13 protein-coding genes and 1 pseudogene are annotated in these 16,744 nt (G+C 71.4%); 13 read left to right on the top strand and 1 reads right to left on the bottom strand.

From position 1 onward, the window contains the following. Window positions 1-22 precede the first annotated feature (22 nt). From ACIQRL_RS13880 to ACIQRL_RS13840, 9 genes and pseudogenes are all read left to right on the top strand, one after another. Window positions 23-568 (top strand): hypothetical protein, encoded by a 546-nt coding sequence (locus ACIQRL_RS13880; protein WP_401331183.1) that lies wholly within the window; start codon window positions 23-25, stop codon window positions 566-568. 653 nt (window positions 569-1,221) lie between these two features. After that, window positions 1,222-1,419: pseudogene (locus ACIQRL_RS13875) on the top strand (transposase); the annotation flags it as partial. A gap of 775 nt (window positions 1,420-2,194) precedes the next feature. Next, window positions 2,195-3,004, top strand: a complete 810-nt coding sequence (locus tag ACIQRL_RS13870) for an AIM24 family protein (protein WP_401331181.1) — start codon at window positions 2,195-2,197, stop codon at window positions 3,002-3,004. Between the two features lie 218 nt (window positions 3,005-3,222). After that, on the top strand, window positions 3,223-3,831 hold the full coding sequence (locus tag ACIQRL_RS13865) for a dihydrofolate reductase family protein (RefSeq protein ID WP_401331179.1): 609 nt from the start codon (window positions 3,223-3,225) through the stop codon (window positions 3,829-3,831). 306 nt (window positions 3,832-4,137) lie between these two features. Continuing rightward, window positions 4,138-4,530, top strand: a complete 393-nt coding sequence (locus tag ACIQRL_RS13860; RefSeq protein ID WP_401331177.1) for a ribonuclease domain-containing protein — start codon at window positions 4,138-4,140, stop codon at window positions 4,528-4,530. Between the two features lie 214 nt (window positions 4,531-4,744). Next, window positions 4,745-6,019, top strand: a complete 1,275-nt coding sequence (locus tag ACIQRL_RS13855; RefSeq protein ID WP_401331175.1) for a sensor histidine kinase — start codon at window positions 4,745-4,747, stop codon at window positions 6,017-6,019. A 253-nt stretch (window positions 6,020-6,272) separates the two neighbouring features. Continuing rightward, window positions 6,273-6,944, top strand: a complete 672-nt coding sequence (locus ACIQRL_RS13850; RefSeq protein WP_401331173.1) for a response regulator — start codon at window positions 6,273-6,275, stop codon at window positions 6,942-6,944. A 42-nt stretch (window positions 6,945-6,986) separates the two neighbouring features. Further along, window positions 6,987-8,162 (top strand): cytochrome P450, encoded by a 1,176-nt coding sequence (locus tag ACIQRL_RS13845; RefSeq protein ID WP_401331171.1) that lies wholly within the window; start codon window positions 6,987-6,989, stop codon window positions 8,160-8,162. Between the two features lie 31 nt (window positions 8,163-8,193). Then, window positions 8,194-8,685 carry a hypothetical protein gene (locus ACIQRL_RS13840; RefSeq protein ID WP_401331169.1) on the top strand — a complete coding sequence of 164 codons (492 nt, stop codon included), beginning with the start codon at window positions 8,194-8,196 and terminating at the stop codon, window positions 8,683-8,685. 111 nt (window positions 8,686-8,796) lie between these two features. Here ACIQRL_RS13840 and ACIQRL_RS13835 read toward each other — a convergent pair whose 3' ends face one another. Beyond that, window positions 8,797-9,810 carry a Gfo/Idh/MocA family oxidoreductase gene (locus tag ACIQRL_RS13835; RefSeq protein ID WP_401331167.1) on the bottom strand — a complete coding sequence of 338 codons (1,014 nt, stop codon included), beginning with the start codon at window positions 9,808-9,810 and terminating at the stop codon, window positions 8,797-8,799. Between the two features lie 128 nt (window positions 9,811-9,938). On the opposite strand from ACIQRL_RS13835, the gene ACIQRL_RS13830 reads away from it, so the two are divergent. From ACIQRL_RS13830 to ACIQRL_RS13815, 4 genes are all read left to right on the top strand, one after another. Then, entirely contained in the window at window positions 9,939-10,676 is a 738-nt protein-coding gene (locus tag ACIQRL_RS13830) for a GntR family transcriptional regulator (protein WP_401331739.1), read from the top strand. A gap of 443 nt (window positions 10,677-11,119) precedes the next feature. After that, complete coding sequence (locus tag ACIQRL_RS13825) at window positions 11,120-12,307, top strand: ROK family glucokinase (RefSeq protein ID WP_401331165.1); 1,188 nt, start codon at window positions 11,120-11,122, stop codon at window positions 12,305-12,307. Then, the gene (locus ACIQRL_RS13820; protein ID WP_401331163.1) at window positions 12,304-12,888 is read left to right on the top strand and encodes a sugar kinase; all 585 of its coding nucleotides are present in this window, start codon (window positions 12,304-12,306) and stop codon (window positions 12,886-12,888) included. The genes ACIQRL_RS13825 and ACIQRL_RS13820 overlap by 4 nt, the downstream gene beginning before the upstream one ends. A 118-nt stretch (window positions 12,889-13,006) precedes the next feature. Then, window positions 13,007-15,997: an SNF2-related protein gene (locus ACIQRL_RS13815; protein WP_401331161.1), complete on the top strand. Its 2,991-nt coding sequence runs from the start codon at window positions 13,007-13,009 to the stop codon at window positions 15,995-15,997. Window positions 15,998-16,744: the final 747 nt, after the last annotated feature.

The raw sequence follows: 16,744 nt of genomic DNA, 5'->3' as shown, positions 1-16,744 counted from the left end.
GCAGTACGGAGCGGAGATCGAGATGCCTGATTCCCAGGAGACGGCCGAAAGCCACGAGTCGAAGGCGTTGGCTTGTGCTACGGCGATTCGAGTTGGTGGCGCGCTGTACATTCTGGCCGAAGCGGCGGGCCTGGAGGACGCCTACTATGGTGCGGATGCCGGAATCCAGGCCGGGATCATCGCGATTACGCGGCAACGAGAACTGAACCACGACGTCGTTCACGCCGCCATCGATGACTGTGCTTCGCTGAGCGCCGAGTATCCAGGAACGGCGAATGCCGCGGCCTTCTTCGGCGCTGGCATCTTGATGATCCGGATGGTCCTTGAAATGATCGGCGAGGATCGCTCCGACGGGTCGTTGCAGCGGATCAACCAAAAGGCCCAAGAGGCCGCAGGTTATTGGCCGACTGCCATCGTTGCGGGGGGTCGGGCATCGCTTGTCGAGTTCGAAGCCGACTGTCAGAACGCGGCAGTCGACGTGTTTGGCGGCGGTGGCGCGCGGGCCCTACGGGATGAGGTCGGAAAGCAAGCGCTCGTGTATCGCCGTGCGGCGCAGGCACTTCGCTGAACCGCGAACAACCACCCCCCTGACAAAGGCGGGCTTCGGCGGGGTCAAGAACATCACACTTGAGGGTGGCGTCAAGGTCAAGTTCAGTGAACGAGCAAAAGAAGAACTTGATCTCGAGACAGGCGAGGTTTCCTTGTCGCCGCAAAACTGTCTGACATTCTGAAGGGCTGAAAATTGCCGTATGTAATCATCGGTCTCATAAGTCTGCTCGCCGGCCGCCGGGCAGTGGCGATGCGGCGTCGAGCGTTGAGCTCAGCTGCTGGTGCGCCTTCTGCGTTGCTCCACCGGCCCACCTTTCTTGCCGTACTTGCGGGCGTTGCCATCGCTGGCGGCCTTTTTCTTGTAGTGGTTGGAGTTGCGACTCTTTCCCTGGGTTGATGACCGCCGTAAACCGGCCCATCGCAATGGAGGGTGCTAGTGGGGCCTGAATCCGTCGGCCTCCACCAGCTACCCGCCCACCGTCGGCCGTATGTGTCCTGACGGCTCGGCTCTTCCTCGTCGTCCCCGCGGCGACGGAGCACTCGCTCGGCAAATCCCGGGCCACCGCCGTTCAGGCGGTAGTCTGGCGCAGTGCAGCCCGAGCACAGGGCCACGGGCGTCGGTCAGTTCGTTCTCCTGCTTGCTCTGCACGTACCGCGTGGTGGCAAGCGAGTGCCGCCTACGTCGGTCTCGCCCCGGCGACCCGGAATTCAGGATCTTCGGTCCGCGGTGAACAGCCCTCAAAGCGGGGAAACAAGCAGCTCCAACGCGCCTTCTTCCTTTCCGTGTTCGCCGCCCTGGCCGACCCGGTACAAGAAGATCGCCCAGGGCAGTATCACACCCAAGCCGTGCTCTGCCTCGCTCGACGCCAGGCACCTTCTACGAACCGGAGTCGGTCCGGGCCGTTGCTCCGCAGACCTAGGCTATGGTCAAAAGGTGTTCTCTGACTCTGTACCCGATCTTCCAGTCGGCGTAGGTTTCGCAGAATCCGTCCTTGATGCCTGCAGGCCCGTGGTTGCCCAGCGGGCCCGATTCGTCGTCGCCGAGTGAGAAAACGACTGCGGCCTCGAACTCCGCGCTACCACAGGGGGCAGATGACTGCACCGGGCTCGTCGTCCTCCCAGTATTACTCGGTAACCGCGAGGAACGCACGGCCGCCGTAGCCCGAACACTTCCGTTCCGCCCCGGAGGCGTTGACCAGCACGAAGAACACGCGATCGCCGCACCCTTAGCAGAGGGAAGGAGCGATTTGCACCGGACGGCTGCCGAGCGCACCCGGACCACCATGGAGGATCCGCTCCGGTGTCCGGGCAGAGCCCCTGCGCATTGGCAGAGGAATCCGCTGCACGCGAGTTCGAGAGCCATTTCCGAGCTGAGGCAACGAATTTGATACGGGCGGACCTCGTTGGACAAGCGACGGATCAGGGACGCGTTCGGGAAGCAGCGATAGGCACGGACTGACAAGGGCCGAGTAGCGCCGCCCTAGCGATCCCCGCCTGACCTGCTAAAACATCGCGGATGGGGCGTTGATCGAGAAGGGCGGCAAGATCCTCAAAGGACACCGTGTTCGCCGGGCGGCGCCGCACCCGGATCCCCTGTCACCCGAAGGGCCGGAACTCTTCGGTCCGTCTCCCGCGTTCTTTCGGCGTGACTCTTCAGCAAGAAATCGTCGGCAACGCGATGCAGATGACGGTCGTCAACCTGGGCCTCGGCCAGACCGTGTACTGCGAGGCGGGAAAGTTCCTGTTCAAGACGACCAACGTGACCATGGAGACACGGCTCTCCGGGCCGTCGGGCGGCGCCGACGGCCGGCAGGGCGGTGGCGGCATGGGCGGCATGCTGCGCCAGGCCGTGGGCACCGCCATGCAGGCAGGCCAGCGCGCCCTCGCGGGCGAGTCGCTGGCGTTCCAGTACTTCACGTCCACGGGCGGCGAGGGCACCGTCGGCTTCGCGGGCGTGCTGCCGGGTGAGATGCGTGCGCTGGAGCTCGACGGCACGCGCGCGTGGTTCGCCGAGAAGGACGCGTTCGTGGCGGCGGAGTCGACCGTGCAGTTCGGCATCGCCTTCCAGGGCGGCCGGACCGGGCGCAGCGGCGGCGAGGGATTCGTCCTGGAGAAGTTCACCGGACGCGGCACGGTGATCATCGCGGGCGCGGGCAACTTCATCGACCTGAATCCGGCCGACTTCGGCGGCCGCATCGAGGTCGACACGGGCTGTGTCGTCGCCTTCGAGGAGGGCATTCAGTACGGCGTCCAGCGCATCGGAGGCCTGAACCGGCAGGGGCTGATGAACGCGGTCTTCGGCGGCGAGGGCCTGTCGCTGGCCACCCTGGAGGGCAACGGACGGGTGATCCTTCAGTCGCTCACCATCGAGAGCCTCGCGAACGCCCTGAGAAAGGCCCAGGGCGGCGACAAGCAGGGCCCGACGGGAGGGCTGTTCTCGACCAACGAGGGGTGAGCGGTCGGCCCAGGCGAGGTGAGCGTGAGGTTGGGCGAGTCGTCGGCCTGCGCGGGGCGCGTTCTCGACCGGCGTGGGACGAGGCGGGTGCGGGACGAGGGGGCTGCGGGTCCGGTGAACGAACGCCGGGTGCCTCCGTCGCGGGACCGATGAGTTGCGGGCGCCGGTGGGGTCTGCCCTGATGACAGCACACCCACCGCAAGGAAGAAGGCAGCGTCATGGGCAAGCTCACCCTCACCGCTTTCGTCTCTCTCGACGGAGTCCATCAGGCGCCGGGCGGTCCGGAGGAGGACACGAGCGGAGGCTTCGGTCAGGGCGGCTGGAGCGTCCCCTACGGCGACGAGGACTTCGGACGCTTCGTCACCGACGGTTTCTCCCGCGTGGACGCCTTCCTGCTGGGCAGGCGCACGTACGAGATCTTCGCGGGCTACTGGCCGAAGATCACCGACCCGGACAACCTCATCGCCGCCAAGCTGAACGCCCTTCCCAAGTACGTCCCCTCCTCGACGCTCACGGACCCCGCCTGGGAGGGCACGACCGTGATCACCGGCGATCTCGGCAAGGAGGTCACCGCCCTCAAGGAGCGCACCGAGGGCGAGCTCCAGATCCACGGCAGCGCCGCTCTCGCCCAGTCCCTGTTCGCGCTCGGCCTGATCGACACCCTGCACCTGATGACCTTCCCCGTCCTGCTCGGCGAGGGCCGCCGTCTCTTCGCCGAGGGCGCCGTCCCCACCGCGTTCCGGCACGCCGCCGGCATGACCACCGGCGCGGGTGTCGCCATCCACACGTACGAGCGTGAGGGCAGCCCCACGTACGGCAGCTACTAGACGTATCGTCCGCCGTCCGCCGTCCGCCGTCCGCCGTCCGCCGTCCGCCGTCCGCCGCGCCTCGTCCTCGCGTGTCGCCGGGTGCCATGGGCCGTCGGGGCCGTCCCCGGCCGCTCCCACGGACTTCGTGCCCGGCGGTGAACGTCTCGGGGCGACGGGCCTGGTGGGCGGTGTCGAGGTGCTCGCGGAGGCCGTGTGGGAGCGTCGCGGGACAGGTTAACTCCCGGAAAATTCATCGGACTTGGCGGGAGAAATCAGCTTGCTTGACATTGACATGTCATGGTCTACGCGCGTCATTCTAGACCCATGAGATTCCCCCCACGAACCACCCGAATCGGCGCCCTCGTGGCCCTCATGTCCGCCCTGCTCGTCGGCGGCACCGCCGTGGCTCCGGCCAACGCGGCGGCGGCCTCCGTCGGCAGCATCTGCTATGGCGCGCTGCCCTCCCAGGCGTACGACACGCTGGACCTGATCGACTCGGGAGGCCCCTTCCCTTACTCGCAGGACGGCGTCGTCTTCCAGAACCGGGAGGGTGTCCTGCCCTCCCAGTCCACCGGGTACTACCACGAGTACACGGTCATCACGCCCGGCTCCTCGACGCGTGGTGCCCGTCGCATCGTGACCGGCAAGAAGACCCTGGAGGACTACTACACCTCGGACCACTACGTCACGTTCAAGCTGATCAACTTCGGCTGCTGACCTCGGGCTGAGCTCAGTACCCCAGCAGTTGCTTCATGGGACGACCCTCGCCCCGCGGACCCCCCAAGGAACACCGGCCGCGGGGCGAGGCATGTCCGGCCGGATCGCCGGCGTCGCGCCCTCGGTGGACGAAAGTCTGAAGTGTGCCGACTTTGGTCGGTGAAGGTGCTCACGAGGAGGTGCAGGCGGGTTCGGCTGCGTAGATTTGTCGACCGTGAGTGGTGACAATCCGGCGCCTGTGCCGCGTGACGTTCCCGCGCCGCCCCTGACCGGCCGACGCTGGCTGCTGCCGTCGGCGGTGGCCGCGGAGCTCGACTCCGACGCCGAGCGCGCGGGGCACTCCGGACGGCCGCGCCGCACCCTGCGCGACTGGGTCGTCGACTTCGGCTGCTTCCTGCTGGCCGTCGCCATCGGTGTCCTGGCCGCGAACACCGTGACCGACGACCCGAACATCCCGCACGGCCTCGCCGTCGCCGACCAGTTGATCGGCGCGCTCGCCTGTGCGGCGGTCTGGCTGCGCCGGCGGTGGCCGCTGGGGTTCGCCGTCGCCATGATCCCGGTCGGGCTGGTCTCGAACACGGCGGGCGGCGCGGGCCTGGTCGCCCTCTTCACCCTCGCCGTGCACCGGCCCTTCCGGTACGTGGCCTGTGTCGCCGGCGTCCAGCTCGCACTGCTCCCGGCCTTCTTCTGGCTGCGGCCCGATCCCGACCTGCCTTACCTCGCCGCCCTCGCCGTCACCGCGCTGCTCACCTCCGCGGTGGTCGGCTGGGGCATGTTCGTACGGTCCAAGCGCCAGCTCATGCTGAGTCTGCGCGACCGTGCGCGGCGGGCCGAGACCGAGGCGGGACTGCGGGCCGAGCAGGCGCAGCGGCTCGCCCGCGAGGCGATCGCGCGCGAGATGCACGACGTGCTCGCGCACCGGCTCACCCTGCTGAGCGTGCACGCGGGAGCGCTGGAGTTCCGGCCGGACGCCCCCCGGGAGGAGGTCGCCCGGGCCGCGGGGGTCATCCGGGAGAGTGCGCACGAGGCCCTGCAGGATCTGCGCGAGATCATCGGGGTGCTGCGGGCCGGGGACTCCGACGACGCGGGGCGGCCGCAGCCGACGCTCGCGGCGCTGGACGGGCTGGTCGCCGAGTCCCGCTCGGCCGGTGCGCAGGTCGTCCTCGACAACGGTGTCGCCGACCCGGCCGCCGTACCCGCGTCCGTGGGCCGTACCGCGTATCGCATCGCCCAGGAGGGACTGACCAACGCCCGTAAGCACGCGCCGGGTGCGGAGGTCACGGTGACGGTTCGGGGCGCCGCCGGAGACGGTCTGACCGTGACCGTCGCCAACCCCGCGCCGCCCGGTCCGGTGCCGAAGGTTCCGGGGTCCGGACAGGGGCTGATCGGGCTGACGGAACGGGCGACGCTGGCGGGAGGACGGCTTGAGCACGGAGTTGTGGGGAGCGGGGGCTTTCGGGTCCGGGCCTGGCTGCCGTGGGGCCGGTGACGGTGCGAATGCCCCCTCCGCGCGCGGTATTCACCCCCTGAGGCGTACGACGAGCGGGGTCCGGGGCGGAGCCTCATGGGCGATGCGGGTCTCCCGGCCGCGCGAAGCCGTGATCTTGGCCAAGGCCAAGGGCAAGGGCAAGGGCAAGGGCAAGGAGAAGGTCAAGGCAAGGGCGGCGGGGGCGATGAACTGCCGGAGAACTGGTCAGGGCGGATGAACCGCACGGGGAACTGGTACTGGTTAGGTGGGGGTCATGACTGCGATCCGGCTGCTGCTCGTCGATGACGATCCGCTGGTGAGGGCCGGGCTGGCGCTCATGATGGGCGGCGCCGAGGATGTGGAGATCGTCGGTGAGGCCGCCGACGGCAGCGAGGTGGAGGAACTCGTCGACCGTGTCCGGCCCGACGTCGTCCTGATGGACATCCGGATGCCGGGTGTCGACGGGCTGACCGCCACCGAGCGGCTGCGCGGACGTGAGGAAGCGCCCCAGGTCGTGGTCCTGACCACCTTTCACGCCGATGAGCAGGTGCTGCGCGCGCTGCGGGCGGGCGCAGCCGGGTTCGTCCTCAAGGACACACCGCCGGCGGAGATCCTGGCGGCGGTACGCCGGGTCGCGGCCGGCGACCCGGTGCTCTCTCCCACCGTCACCCGCCAGTTGATGGAGCACGCGGCTGCTTCGGCCCTCGACATCCGAAGGTCAGGCGCGCGTTCGCGGATGGCCGTGCTGAACGAGCGTGAGCGCGAGGTGGCCGTCGCGGTCGGCCGGGGCCGTTCGAACGCGGAGATCGCCGTCGAACTGTTCATGAGTGTTGCCATGGTCAAGACCCACGTCTCCCGCATCCTCGCCAGACTCGGCCTCAACAACCGCGTGCAGATCGCGTTGTTGACGTACGACGCCGGAATGCTGGAGGAGGACGGGCACTGACCGGGACCCTCGCGCGTTCGATGGGTAACGGGAGGGGAAGTCGTGATCGATCTGGGGAAATACGGAGCGCTGTTCAACGAGAACCCGCATCCGGTCTACGCCGAGTTGCGCGCGCTCGGCCCCGTGCACCGGGTGCGGTTACCCCCGCCGGACGCTTCCCACGAGACCTGGCTCGTCGTCGGTCACGAGGAGGCGCGGGCCGCGCTCGCCGACCCGCGGCTGGCCAAGGACGCGGACAAGCTCGGCATCGCGTTCTACGGCGAAGGGATGATCGGCAAGCATCTGCTGGTCGCCGACCCGCCGCAGCACACCCGGCTTCGGACGCTGATCGCGGGCGAGTTCACCGGCCGGCGGGTCGCGGCGCTGCGCCCGCGGATCCAGGAGATCACCGACGAGCTGCTCGACGCCATGCTGCCGCGCGGACGCGCCGACCTCGTCGAGTCGTTCGCCTATCCGCTCCCGCTGACCGTCATCTGCGAGCTGCTCGGGGTGCCCGAGCCCGACCGGGCCGCCTTCCGCGCGATGACCACGGAGACGGTCGCCCCCACCAGCGCCGAGAGCGAGTACCAAGCGTTCGTTGAACTTGCAGCCTATCTGCGCGAGTTGATCGAGGACAAGCGTTGCGCGGGGCCCACGGGCGACCTGCTCAGCGGTCTCATCCGCACCACCGCGGAGGACGGCGACCGGCTCTCGCCGCAGGAGTTGCGCGGCATGGCCTTCGTGCTCCTGGTCGCCGGACACGAGACGACGGTCAACCTCATCTCCGGCGCGGTCCGTGCGCTGCTCGGCCACCCCGACCAGCTCGCCGCGGTGCGCGCCGACATGACGCTCCTCGACGGCGCCATCGAGGAGACCCTGCGTTACGAGGGGCCGGTGGAGAACGCGACCTTCCGCTATGCGGCGGAGCCCCTCGACATCGGTGGCACGGCGATCGCGTCCGGGGACGAGGTGATGATCGGCCTCGCCGCGGCCGACCGTGACGGGGTGCGCTATCCGGCGCCCGACCGCTTCGACATCCGGCGCGAGACCCGTGGGCATCTCGCCTTCGGGCACGGCATCCACTACTGTCTGGGCGCGCCGCTGGCCCGGCTCGAAGCCCAAGTGGCCCTTCGCTCCCTGCTGGAGCGGTGCCCGGACCTGGCGCTCGACGGACCGCCGAGCGGCTGGCTGCCCGGCATGCTGATGAGAGGCGTGCGCCGTATGCCGGTGCGCTGGTGAGCGGCCCTGTGCCGGGTGAGGAGCGTCGACCGTGCTGCGTACGGCGGAGATGACCGCGGAGCTGACAGGAATTGAGGACTCCCACCGGCTCTACTGGCGCTCCCGGCTGGAGTTCAGCCTCGACTGCTTCATCTGCGAGCGGACCGGGCGCACGACGGTGTTCGAGCGCGGGGCCGAGCAGGCCCTGTGCTCCGGAAGCCGCAGCGGATTCGAGCGCCACCACACCGCCGGCAGGATCGCGGGATTCGACACGACGAGCGGCCGGGAGCGGCTGGCCGTCCGTGCTCTCGTCGACTTCTGGTGGGCGCCGTTCACCGACACCCGGGACGGCCGGAAGGCCGCCGCGCCCACCAGCCACCCCTGGGTGCGGCTGCACCTCGCCTATCACTGCCCGGAGGCGAACGAGTCGGGCACCGACAGCATCCAGAGCAACGCGGTCCGGCCGTGCCGCCTGACGTGCAAGCACTGCGACCGGCTGCTCGGCGTCGACACGGAGACCCCGGCCGTCCGGCTCCTCGGATGACGGACGGCGCGGCCGGGGACCGGTTCCTGGGCGCCGGGTGCGCCCGACCCCGGTGACGGCCGGGCGTCGGGTGCGCCCTGTCTCCATGGCGGCCGGACGGGTGCGCCCGTCTCAGTACCGGCCACCCGGGATCTCCGCCGGTGAGACCGGGCGACGCTCGCGCCGGGACAGCTCGCAGGCCTCGGCGATGCGCAGCGCCTCCAGCGCCTCACGGCCGTCGCAGGGATTGGCGCGCTCGCCGCGGACCACCTCGACGAAGGCGGCGAGCTCCGCCTCGTACGCGGGGCCGAAGCGCTCCAGGAAGCCCGTCCACGGCTTGTCCGCGGGCGGCGGTCCGGCCGGTTCGGTCGAGGCGATCGGCGTACGGTCGTCCAGTCCGACGGCGATCTGGTCCAGCTCGCCGGAGAGCTCCATGCGGACGTCGTAGCCCGCGCCGTTCACCCGGGTGGCCGTCGCGGTCGCGAGCATGCCGTCGTCGAAGGTGAGGACGGCCGCGCCGGTGTCGATGTCGCCCGCCTCGCGGAACATCGCGGGCCCGGCGTCGGAGCCGGTCGCGTACACCTGGACGACCTCGCGGCCGCTGACCCAGCGCAGCATGTCGAAGTCGTGGATCAGACAGTCGCGGTAGAGACCTCCGGAGAGCGGGAGGTAGCCGGGCGGGGGCGGCGCCTGGTCCGAGGTCATCGCGCGTACCGTGTGCAGCCGGCCGAGCCGGCCCGAGCGCACCGCCTCGCGGGCGGCCGTGTAGCCCACGTCGAAGCGGCGCTGGAAACCCATCTGCAGAACCGTGCCGGCGGCATCGACCTCGGCGAGCGCGGCGAGGGTGCCCGCCAGGTCGACGGCTATGGGCTTCTCGCAGAAGACCGGGAGCCCCGAGCGTGCTGCCCGACCGATCAGTTCGGCGTGTGCCGAAGTGGCGGCGGTGATCACCACCGCGTCCACGCCCCAGGTGAAGATCTCGTTCACGCCGGGCGCCGCCGTCGCGCCCAGCCGGTCCGCCAGCCGCTGGGCCCGGACGGGGTCCGCGTCCGTGACGATGAGAGAGCCGCCGACCTCACGGTGACGGCTGAGAGTGGTCGCATGAAATGTACCGATACGACCCGCTCCGATGAGTCCGATGCGCATGGGAACAAACTGATGGCCGACCCATCATGCTGTCAATGGTTTGTCCGGACAATCGAACTTCACAACTTCCCGTCAACATCTCCCGGAGCTACGCTCGATCCGTGGCCAAACCAGATGTGGACCCGACCGTGTCGCTCCAGCTCAGCGTCGACCGCACCAGCCCGGTCCCGCTCTACTTCCAGCTGTCGCAGCAACTCGAGGCCGCCATCGAGCACGGAGCGCTGACCCCGGGAAGCCTGCTCGGCAACGAGATCGAGCTCGCCGCGCGGCTCGGCCTGTCCCGCCCCACGGTCCGCCAGGCCATCCAGTCCCTCGTCGACAAGGGCCTGCTCGTACGGCGCCGAGGCGTCGGCACCCAGGTCGTGCACAGCCAGGTCAAGCGCCCCCTGGAGCTCAGCAGCCTCTACGACGACCTGGAATCGGCGGGCCAGCGCCCCGCGACCCAGGTGGTCGTCAACACCGTCGAGCCGGCGTCCACCGAGGTCGCGGCCGCCCTAGCGGTGGCCGAGGACAGCGAGGTCCACCGGGTCGAGCGGCTGCGTCTCGCGCACGGCGAGCCGATGGCGTACCTCTGCAACTTCCTGCCCCCCGGGCTCCTGGAACTGGACAGCGACCGGATGGAGGCCACCGGGCTGTACCGGCTGATGCGCGGCGCCGGGATCACCCTCCACAGTGCCCGCCAGTCCGTCGGTGCCCGCGCCGCCAGCGCGGAGGAGGGCGAGCGGCTGGGCGAACCGGCCGGGGCTCCCGTGCTCACCATGCAGCGCACGACCTTCGACGACACCGGCCGCGCCGTCGAGTTCGGCACCCACATCTACCGCGCCTCGCGCTACTCCTTCGAGTTCCAGCTCCTCGTACGGCCGTGAACCGCCGAGTCCGGCTCCGGTACGGCCGTGAACCGCGCGCGTTCCGTTCGGCCGCGACCCGCCGGCTCCTGGTAGAGCCCTGATCCGCCCGCGTCCCGTCCGGCCGTGACCGACGCCGGACCGGGTGTTGTGTTCATCACCCGCGATCCGCATCACGCCTGCCTGGCGGGTGATCGTTCCGTCCTGCCGCGGCGCGGCTCCGTGCCGGGCGGCCGCACCCGGACGGGATCACCGCGGACGGGCCGACCCGCCGGACGACGGGCGGAAGCGCGCCGGACGACCTGTGGCACGAGCGGAAGAACCGTGCCCGGTGAGGGGTGCGGGGCCGCGACCCGTACGGCTCCTCCGGCCGGGCGGGACCGGCCACAGACGGCCCACGGGTCACACGCGTCCCGACGCTTTCACGGTGCGGCCCCGGTGCGGGGTAGGGCAGAATCGGCGCGATGAGCACCTACCGCGACCTCGCGCTGCCCCGAGCTCTCGGCTCCGCTCGAGCAGGGGGCACCCCCATCGGCTCCGCGCGGGCCACCGTCCTGCGGACCGTGGGGACACGCGAGCGCCGTTCCCATCTGACGGCACCCCGCGTGCCCACCGTCGGCATCGACATCGGTGGCACGAAGGTGATGGCGGGCGTCGTGGACGCCGACGGCAACATCCTGGAGAAGGTCCGCGCCGAGACGCCGGACAAGTCCAAGAGCCCCAAGGTCGTCGAGGACACCATCGTCGAACTGGTGCTGGACCTCTCCGACCGGCACGACGTGCACGCCGTCGGCATCGGCGCGGCCGGCTGGGTCGACGCCGAGCGCAGCCGCATCCTGTTCGCCCCCCACCTGTCCTGGCGCAACGAGCCGCTGCGCGACCGTCTCGCCGGTCGGCTCGCGGTGCCCGTCCTGGTCGACAACGACGCCAACGCCGCCGCCTGGGCCGAGTGGCGCTTCGGCGCCGGGCGCGGCGAGGACCACCTCGTGATGATCACGCTCGGCACCGGCATCGGCGGCGCGATCCTCGAGGACGGCCAGGTCAAGCGGGGCAAGTTCGGTGTCGCGGGCGAGTTCGGTCATATGCAGGTCGTGCCCGGCGGCCACCGCTGTCCGTGCGGCAACCGCGGCTGCTGGGAGCAGTACAGCTCCGGCAACGCGCTGGTCCGCGAGGCCCGCGAACTCGCCGCGGCCGACTCCCCGGTGGCGTACGGGCTCATCGAGCATGTCAAGGGCAACATCGGCGACATCACCGGCCCGATGATCACCGAGCTGGCCCGCGACGGCGACGCCATGTGCGTCGAACTCCTCCAGGACATCGGTCAGTGGCTCGGCGTCGGCATCGCCAACCTGGCCGCCGCCCTGGACCCCTCCTGCTTCGTCATCGGCGGCGGCGTCAGCGCGGCCGACGACCTGCTGATCGGCCCCGCCCGCGACGCCTTCCGCCGCCACCTCACGGGCCGCGGCTACCGTCCCGAGGCGCGGATCGCGCGCGCCCAGCTCGGCCCCGAGGCCGGCATGGTCGGCGCCGCCGACCTGGCGCGCCTGGTCGCCCGCCGTTTCCGGCGCGCCAAGCGGCGCCGCGTGGAGCGCTCCGAGCGGTACGAGCGCTACACCGAGTCCCGTCGCACGACGCAGCGGGAGTCGCGGTGACCGCCTCGCTCCCCCGTCAGGCGTCGTCGTCCCCGGACGAGCCGCAGCGGCCGCCGGAGGACCCGCGCCGCAAGTTCCGCCGCCGCGCCCTGACCCTGCTGATCATCGTGCTGCTCATCGGCGTGCCGGCCGGCTATCTGGTGATCTCCGCCGACCAGAGCCGCAACAGCGGCAAGGTCAAGGAGGAGAAGTACTCGGCGACCGGCCTCACCGCGGGCTGGCCCTCGCGCGTCCAGCGCCGGCTCTACCAGGTGCCCATCCCCCTCAAGTCCACCGACGTCGCGTACTACGAGACCAACAACTGGAAGACCAGCCGCCTGTACGTCCAGTTCGGCACCACCCAGGCGGGCCTCGACGAGTTCCTCAAGGGCGTGGGCACCACCCGCGCCGCGCTGAAGAGGGACCACGTCACCATCAGCGACCGCAACCAGAAGGTCGTCGGCTGGGACTTCACACGCCCCGGCCCCCAGTGGGGGCTCGTCCACAAGCAGAAGGACCCCGCGCCCACCCAGGACATCCTCGTGAACGGCTCCGTGCCCGGTCACCCCATGGTGTACGTCGTCTCGCGCACGATCCCGTAGCCGTGGGCCCCGGCCGGGCCCACGGCCGTCCGGCGCGGACGTGGGAGCCGATTGTCAGACCCCGCCCGTAGAGTCGAAGACAACTGATTCGACCGAGGGGCGGGAGGTGACCGGGCGTATGCGGGACGGGGATGTGGTGACCGCGCGGGTGCCGTCCGCGGACGCGCCGCCCGCCTGGGTGCGCCCCGCGTCGGCGCTGGATCCCCGGGCACGGGAGCTGTCCGCGCAGCCGCTTCCCGACCGGTCCCCCTCCGTACGGCTCGCCGCCGTCTTCCTGCCCGCGCCGCTGCCCCGCGAGGGACGGATCGCGTTCTGGGACCCGGAGGGCGAATCCCTGCCCGCCGAGGACCACGGGGAGAGCGCGCCCGCGGGGGAGTACCCCGAAGCCGCGTCGCCGGGCACCTCGCGCGCGGGAGCGTCCGCGCGCGAGCACACCGAGCTGACGGTCGTACGGCCGCACGGCTCGGGAGTCCGCAGGGGCACCGTCCCCGCGCTGACCCTCTCCGTCGGCGAAGCCCTGCCCCTGCTGGCCGGGGCCCGGCAGAACCCCGCGGCGCATCCCGCCACCGCCTGCTGGGGCGCCGCCGCACTGCACGCGCTGCGCCTCGTCGCCCGCGGACGGCTGCTGCCGGGACTCACCCCCGACGGGTTCGACTCGTGGCGCGCGGGCCCGCTGGACCCGGACGACATCGCCCACCTGCGATCGGTCGCGGCCGCCCTTCCGTACGAAGGACACGCCGTCCCGCTGCCCGGCAAGGGACCGATCCGGCTGCCCGAACCGGAAGCGCTGATGCGGTCCTTCCTGGACGCGGTCGCCGACACCCTGCCCCGCACCCCCGCCGCGCCCTACACCTCCGGCAAACCGTTCGCGGCACGTGAACCGCAGCGGCTGACCGGCGCCCACGACTGGGCGGCCGAGGTCGCCGCGGGCATGGACGCGGGCGTCCGCATCTCGCTGCGTCTGGACCTGTCCGCCCACCAGCTCTTCGACGACGGCGAGGGAGCGCGGCGCGCGGGCGCCGCCGTCGTCCAGGTGCACAGCCTCGCCGACCCCACCATCGTCGTCGACGCGGCCGCCCTGTGGGCGGGGGAAGCCGACACGGTGTTCGGACCCCGTGCCCGCGTCGACGCCGCCCTCGCCGTCCGTCGTGCCGCCCGGGTCTGGCCACCCCTCGACCGCCTGTCCGAACAGGACGTGCCCGATGTGCTCGCCCTCTCCGAGGAGGAGCTGTCCGATCTGCTCGGGGTCGTGGCCACCCGGCTCGGCGCGGCCGGTGTCGCCGTGCACTGGCCCCGGGATCTGGCCCACGACCTCAGCGCCGCCGCGGTGGTGCGCCCCGCGCCCGGGTCGGCGACCGACGGGACCGGATTCTTCGAGAGCGAGGAACTCCTCCAGTTCCGCTGGCAGTTGGCCCTCGGCGGAGATCCGCTCAGCGAGGCCGAGATGGACGCCCTGGCCGAGGCCCACCGGCCGGTCGTCCGGCTGCGCGACCAGTGGGTCCTGGTCGACCCCGCGCTCGTCCGCAAGGCCCGCAAGCGGGAACTGGGCCTGCTCGACCCCGTGGACGCCCTCTCCGTCGCGCTCACCGGAAGCGCCGAGGTCGACGGCGAGACCGTCGAGGCGGTGCCGGTCGGCGCCCTCGCCACGCTGCGCGACCGCCTCACGGCCGGCGTGACCCCCGTGGAACCGCCGCCCGGCCTGGACGCCCGGCTGCGGGACTACCAACTCCGCGGTCTCGCCTGGCTGGACCTCATGACCTCCCTCGGTCTCGGCGGCTGCCTCGCCGACGACATGGGACTCGGCAAGACCGTCACGCTCATCGCGCTCCACCTGCGGCGGGCCCGCAGCGAACCGACCCTGGTGATCTGCCCCGCGTCGCTCCTCGGCAACTGGCAGCGGGAGATCACCCGTTTCGCGCCCGGTGTCCCGGTGCGCCGGTTCCACGGCCCCGACCGCACCCTCGACGGTCTCGACGGCGGCTTCGTCCTGACGACCTACGGCACGATGCGGTCGGCCGCCGCCCACCTCGCCGAGCGGCGCTGGGGCATGGTCGTCGCCGACGAGGCACAGCACGTCAAGAACCCCTACTCGGCGACGGCCAAGGCCCTGCGGACGATCCCGGCCCCCGCCCGCGTCGCGCTCACCGGCACCCCCGTGGAGAACAACCTCTCCGAGCTGTGGGCCCTGCTGGACTGGACGACCCCCGGGCTGCTCGGTCCCCTCAAGTCCTTCCGCGCCCGGCACGCGCGCGCCGTGGAGAACGGCGAGGACGAGGAGGCGGTGGCGCGACTGGCCCGGCTGATCCGCCCGTTCCTGCTCCGCCGCAAGAAGTCCGACCCCGGAATCGTCCCCGAGCTGCCGCCCAAGACGGAGACGGACCACCCGGTCCCGCTCACCCGCGAACAGGCCTCTCTCTACGAGGCGGTGGTCCGCGAGTCCATGCTGGCGATCGAGACCACCGACGGCATCGCCCGCCGGGGACTGGTCCTCAAGCTCCTGACCTCCCTCAAACAGATCTGCAACCACCCGGCCCTGTTCCTGAAGGAGGACGCGGCGGCCGTCGCGCGGGGGACCTCCGCCCGCTCCGGCAAACTGGCCCTGCTCGACGAGCTGTTGGACACCCTGCTCGCCGAGGACGGCTCCGCTCTCGTCTTCACGCAGTACGTGGGCATGGCCCGGCTGATCACGGCACACCTCACCGCCCGCGCGGTCCCGGTGGAGCTCCTGCACGGGGGCACACCGGTCGCCGAGCGCGAACACATGGTGGACCGCTTCCAGAGCGGGGCGACCCCCGTCCTGGTGCTGTCCCTCAAGGCAGCCGGCACCGGTCTGAACCTCACCCGCGCGGGCCATGTCGTCCACTTCGACCGCTGGTGGAACCCCGCGGTCGAGGAGCAGGCCACCGACCGCGCCTACCGCATCGGCCAGACCCAGCCGGTCCAGGTCCACCGCCTCATCACCGAGGGCACGGTGGAGGACCGGATCGCCGAGATGCTCGAAGCGAAGCGGGCCCTCGCCGACGCGATCCTGGGCTCCGGCGAGGCGTCCCTGACAGAGCTGACCGACCGCGAGCTCTCCGACCTCGTGTCCCTGCGGAGGCCGACATGAGCGGGACCGAGGGGGAGGAGCCACGCGGGCCGGAGGCCGGAGCCGGCGAACCGGCCGACGGTGCCGATCGGCCCCGCCCTGTGACCGGAGACCGCCCCGCCGACGAGGCCCGTCGGGCGCTGCGCGCCGCCCGGGAGGCCGCGGCGGCGGCCGACGAACACCCGGGTGCGGGCGCCGGCCTTTCGCCGAAGCTGTCCCAGCTGTCCCAGCTGTCCCAGCTGTCCCAGGTGTCAGAGGGGTCCGAGGTGCCCGAGGCGCCTCCAAGGGGGTCCACCCCGGGAGCGAGGCCCGGTGACGCGGCCCGCGACGCTCTGCGCCGGGCGGCTGCGGGTGCCGGCGTCGGTGCCGGTTCCGTTGAGAGCGGCGAGGCGGATACGGGTGCCGGAGCGGGTACGAACGCGCGCCCCGACGCTGGACCGGACGCTGGTGCTGGTGCTGGTGCCGGTGCCGGTGTGGGTGACGGTGCTCGTGTGCGGGGGGCGAGTGCTGTGCGCGACGCGCGTGAGGTGGTGCTTCCGGCATCCGGCGGCGGGAGCGAGGCCGGCCCGGGGCGGCTTCCCGCCGAGGCCCCGGCGGGGCGTCCGGAGACGGCGGAGGCCGCCACGACCGGCCGTTCCGGTGGGACCGCGGGAGGCGCACGCCCCGGTGACATCGCCCGCGAGGCGTTGCGCGCCGCGCGGGACGAGGCGAGGCGACTTCGGCCCGAGAGCGCGGACGGCAGCGGGGAGCGGGCAACCGGGGCTGAGG

This window comes from Streptomyces sp. NPDC091209 (assembly GCF_044757755.1).
Lineage (GTDB): Bacteria > Actinomycetota > Actinomycetes > Streptomycetales > Streptomycetaceae > Streptomyces.
This window is presented reverse-complemented; position numbering and strand designations above follow the sequence as displayed.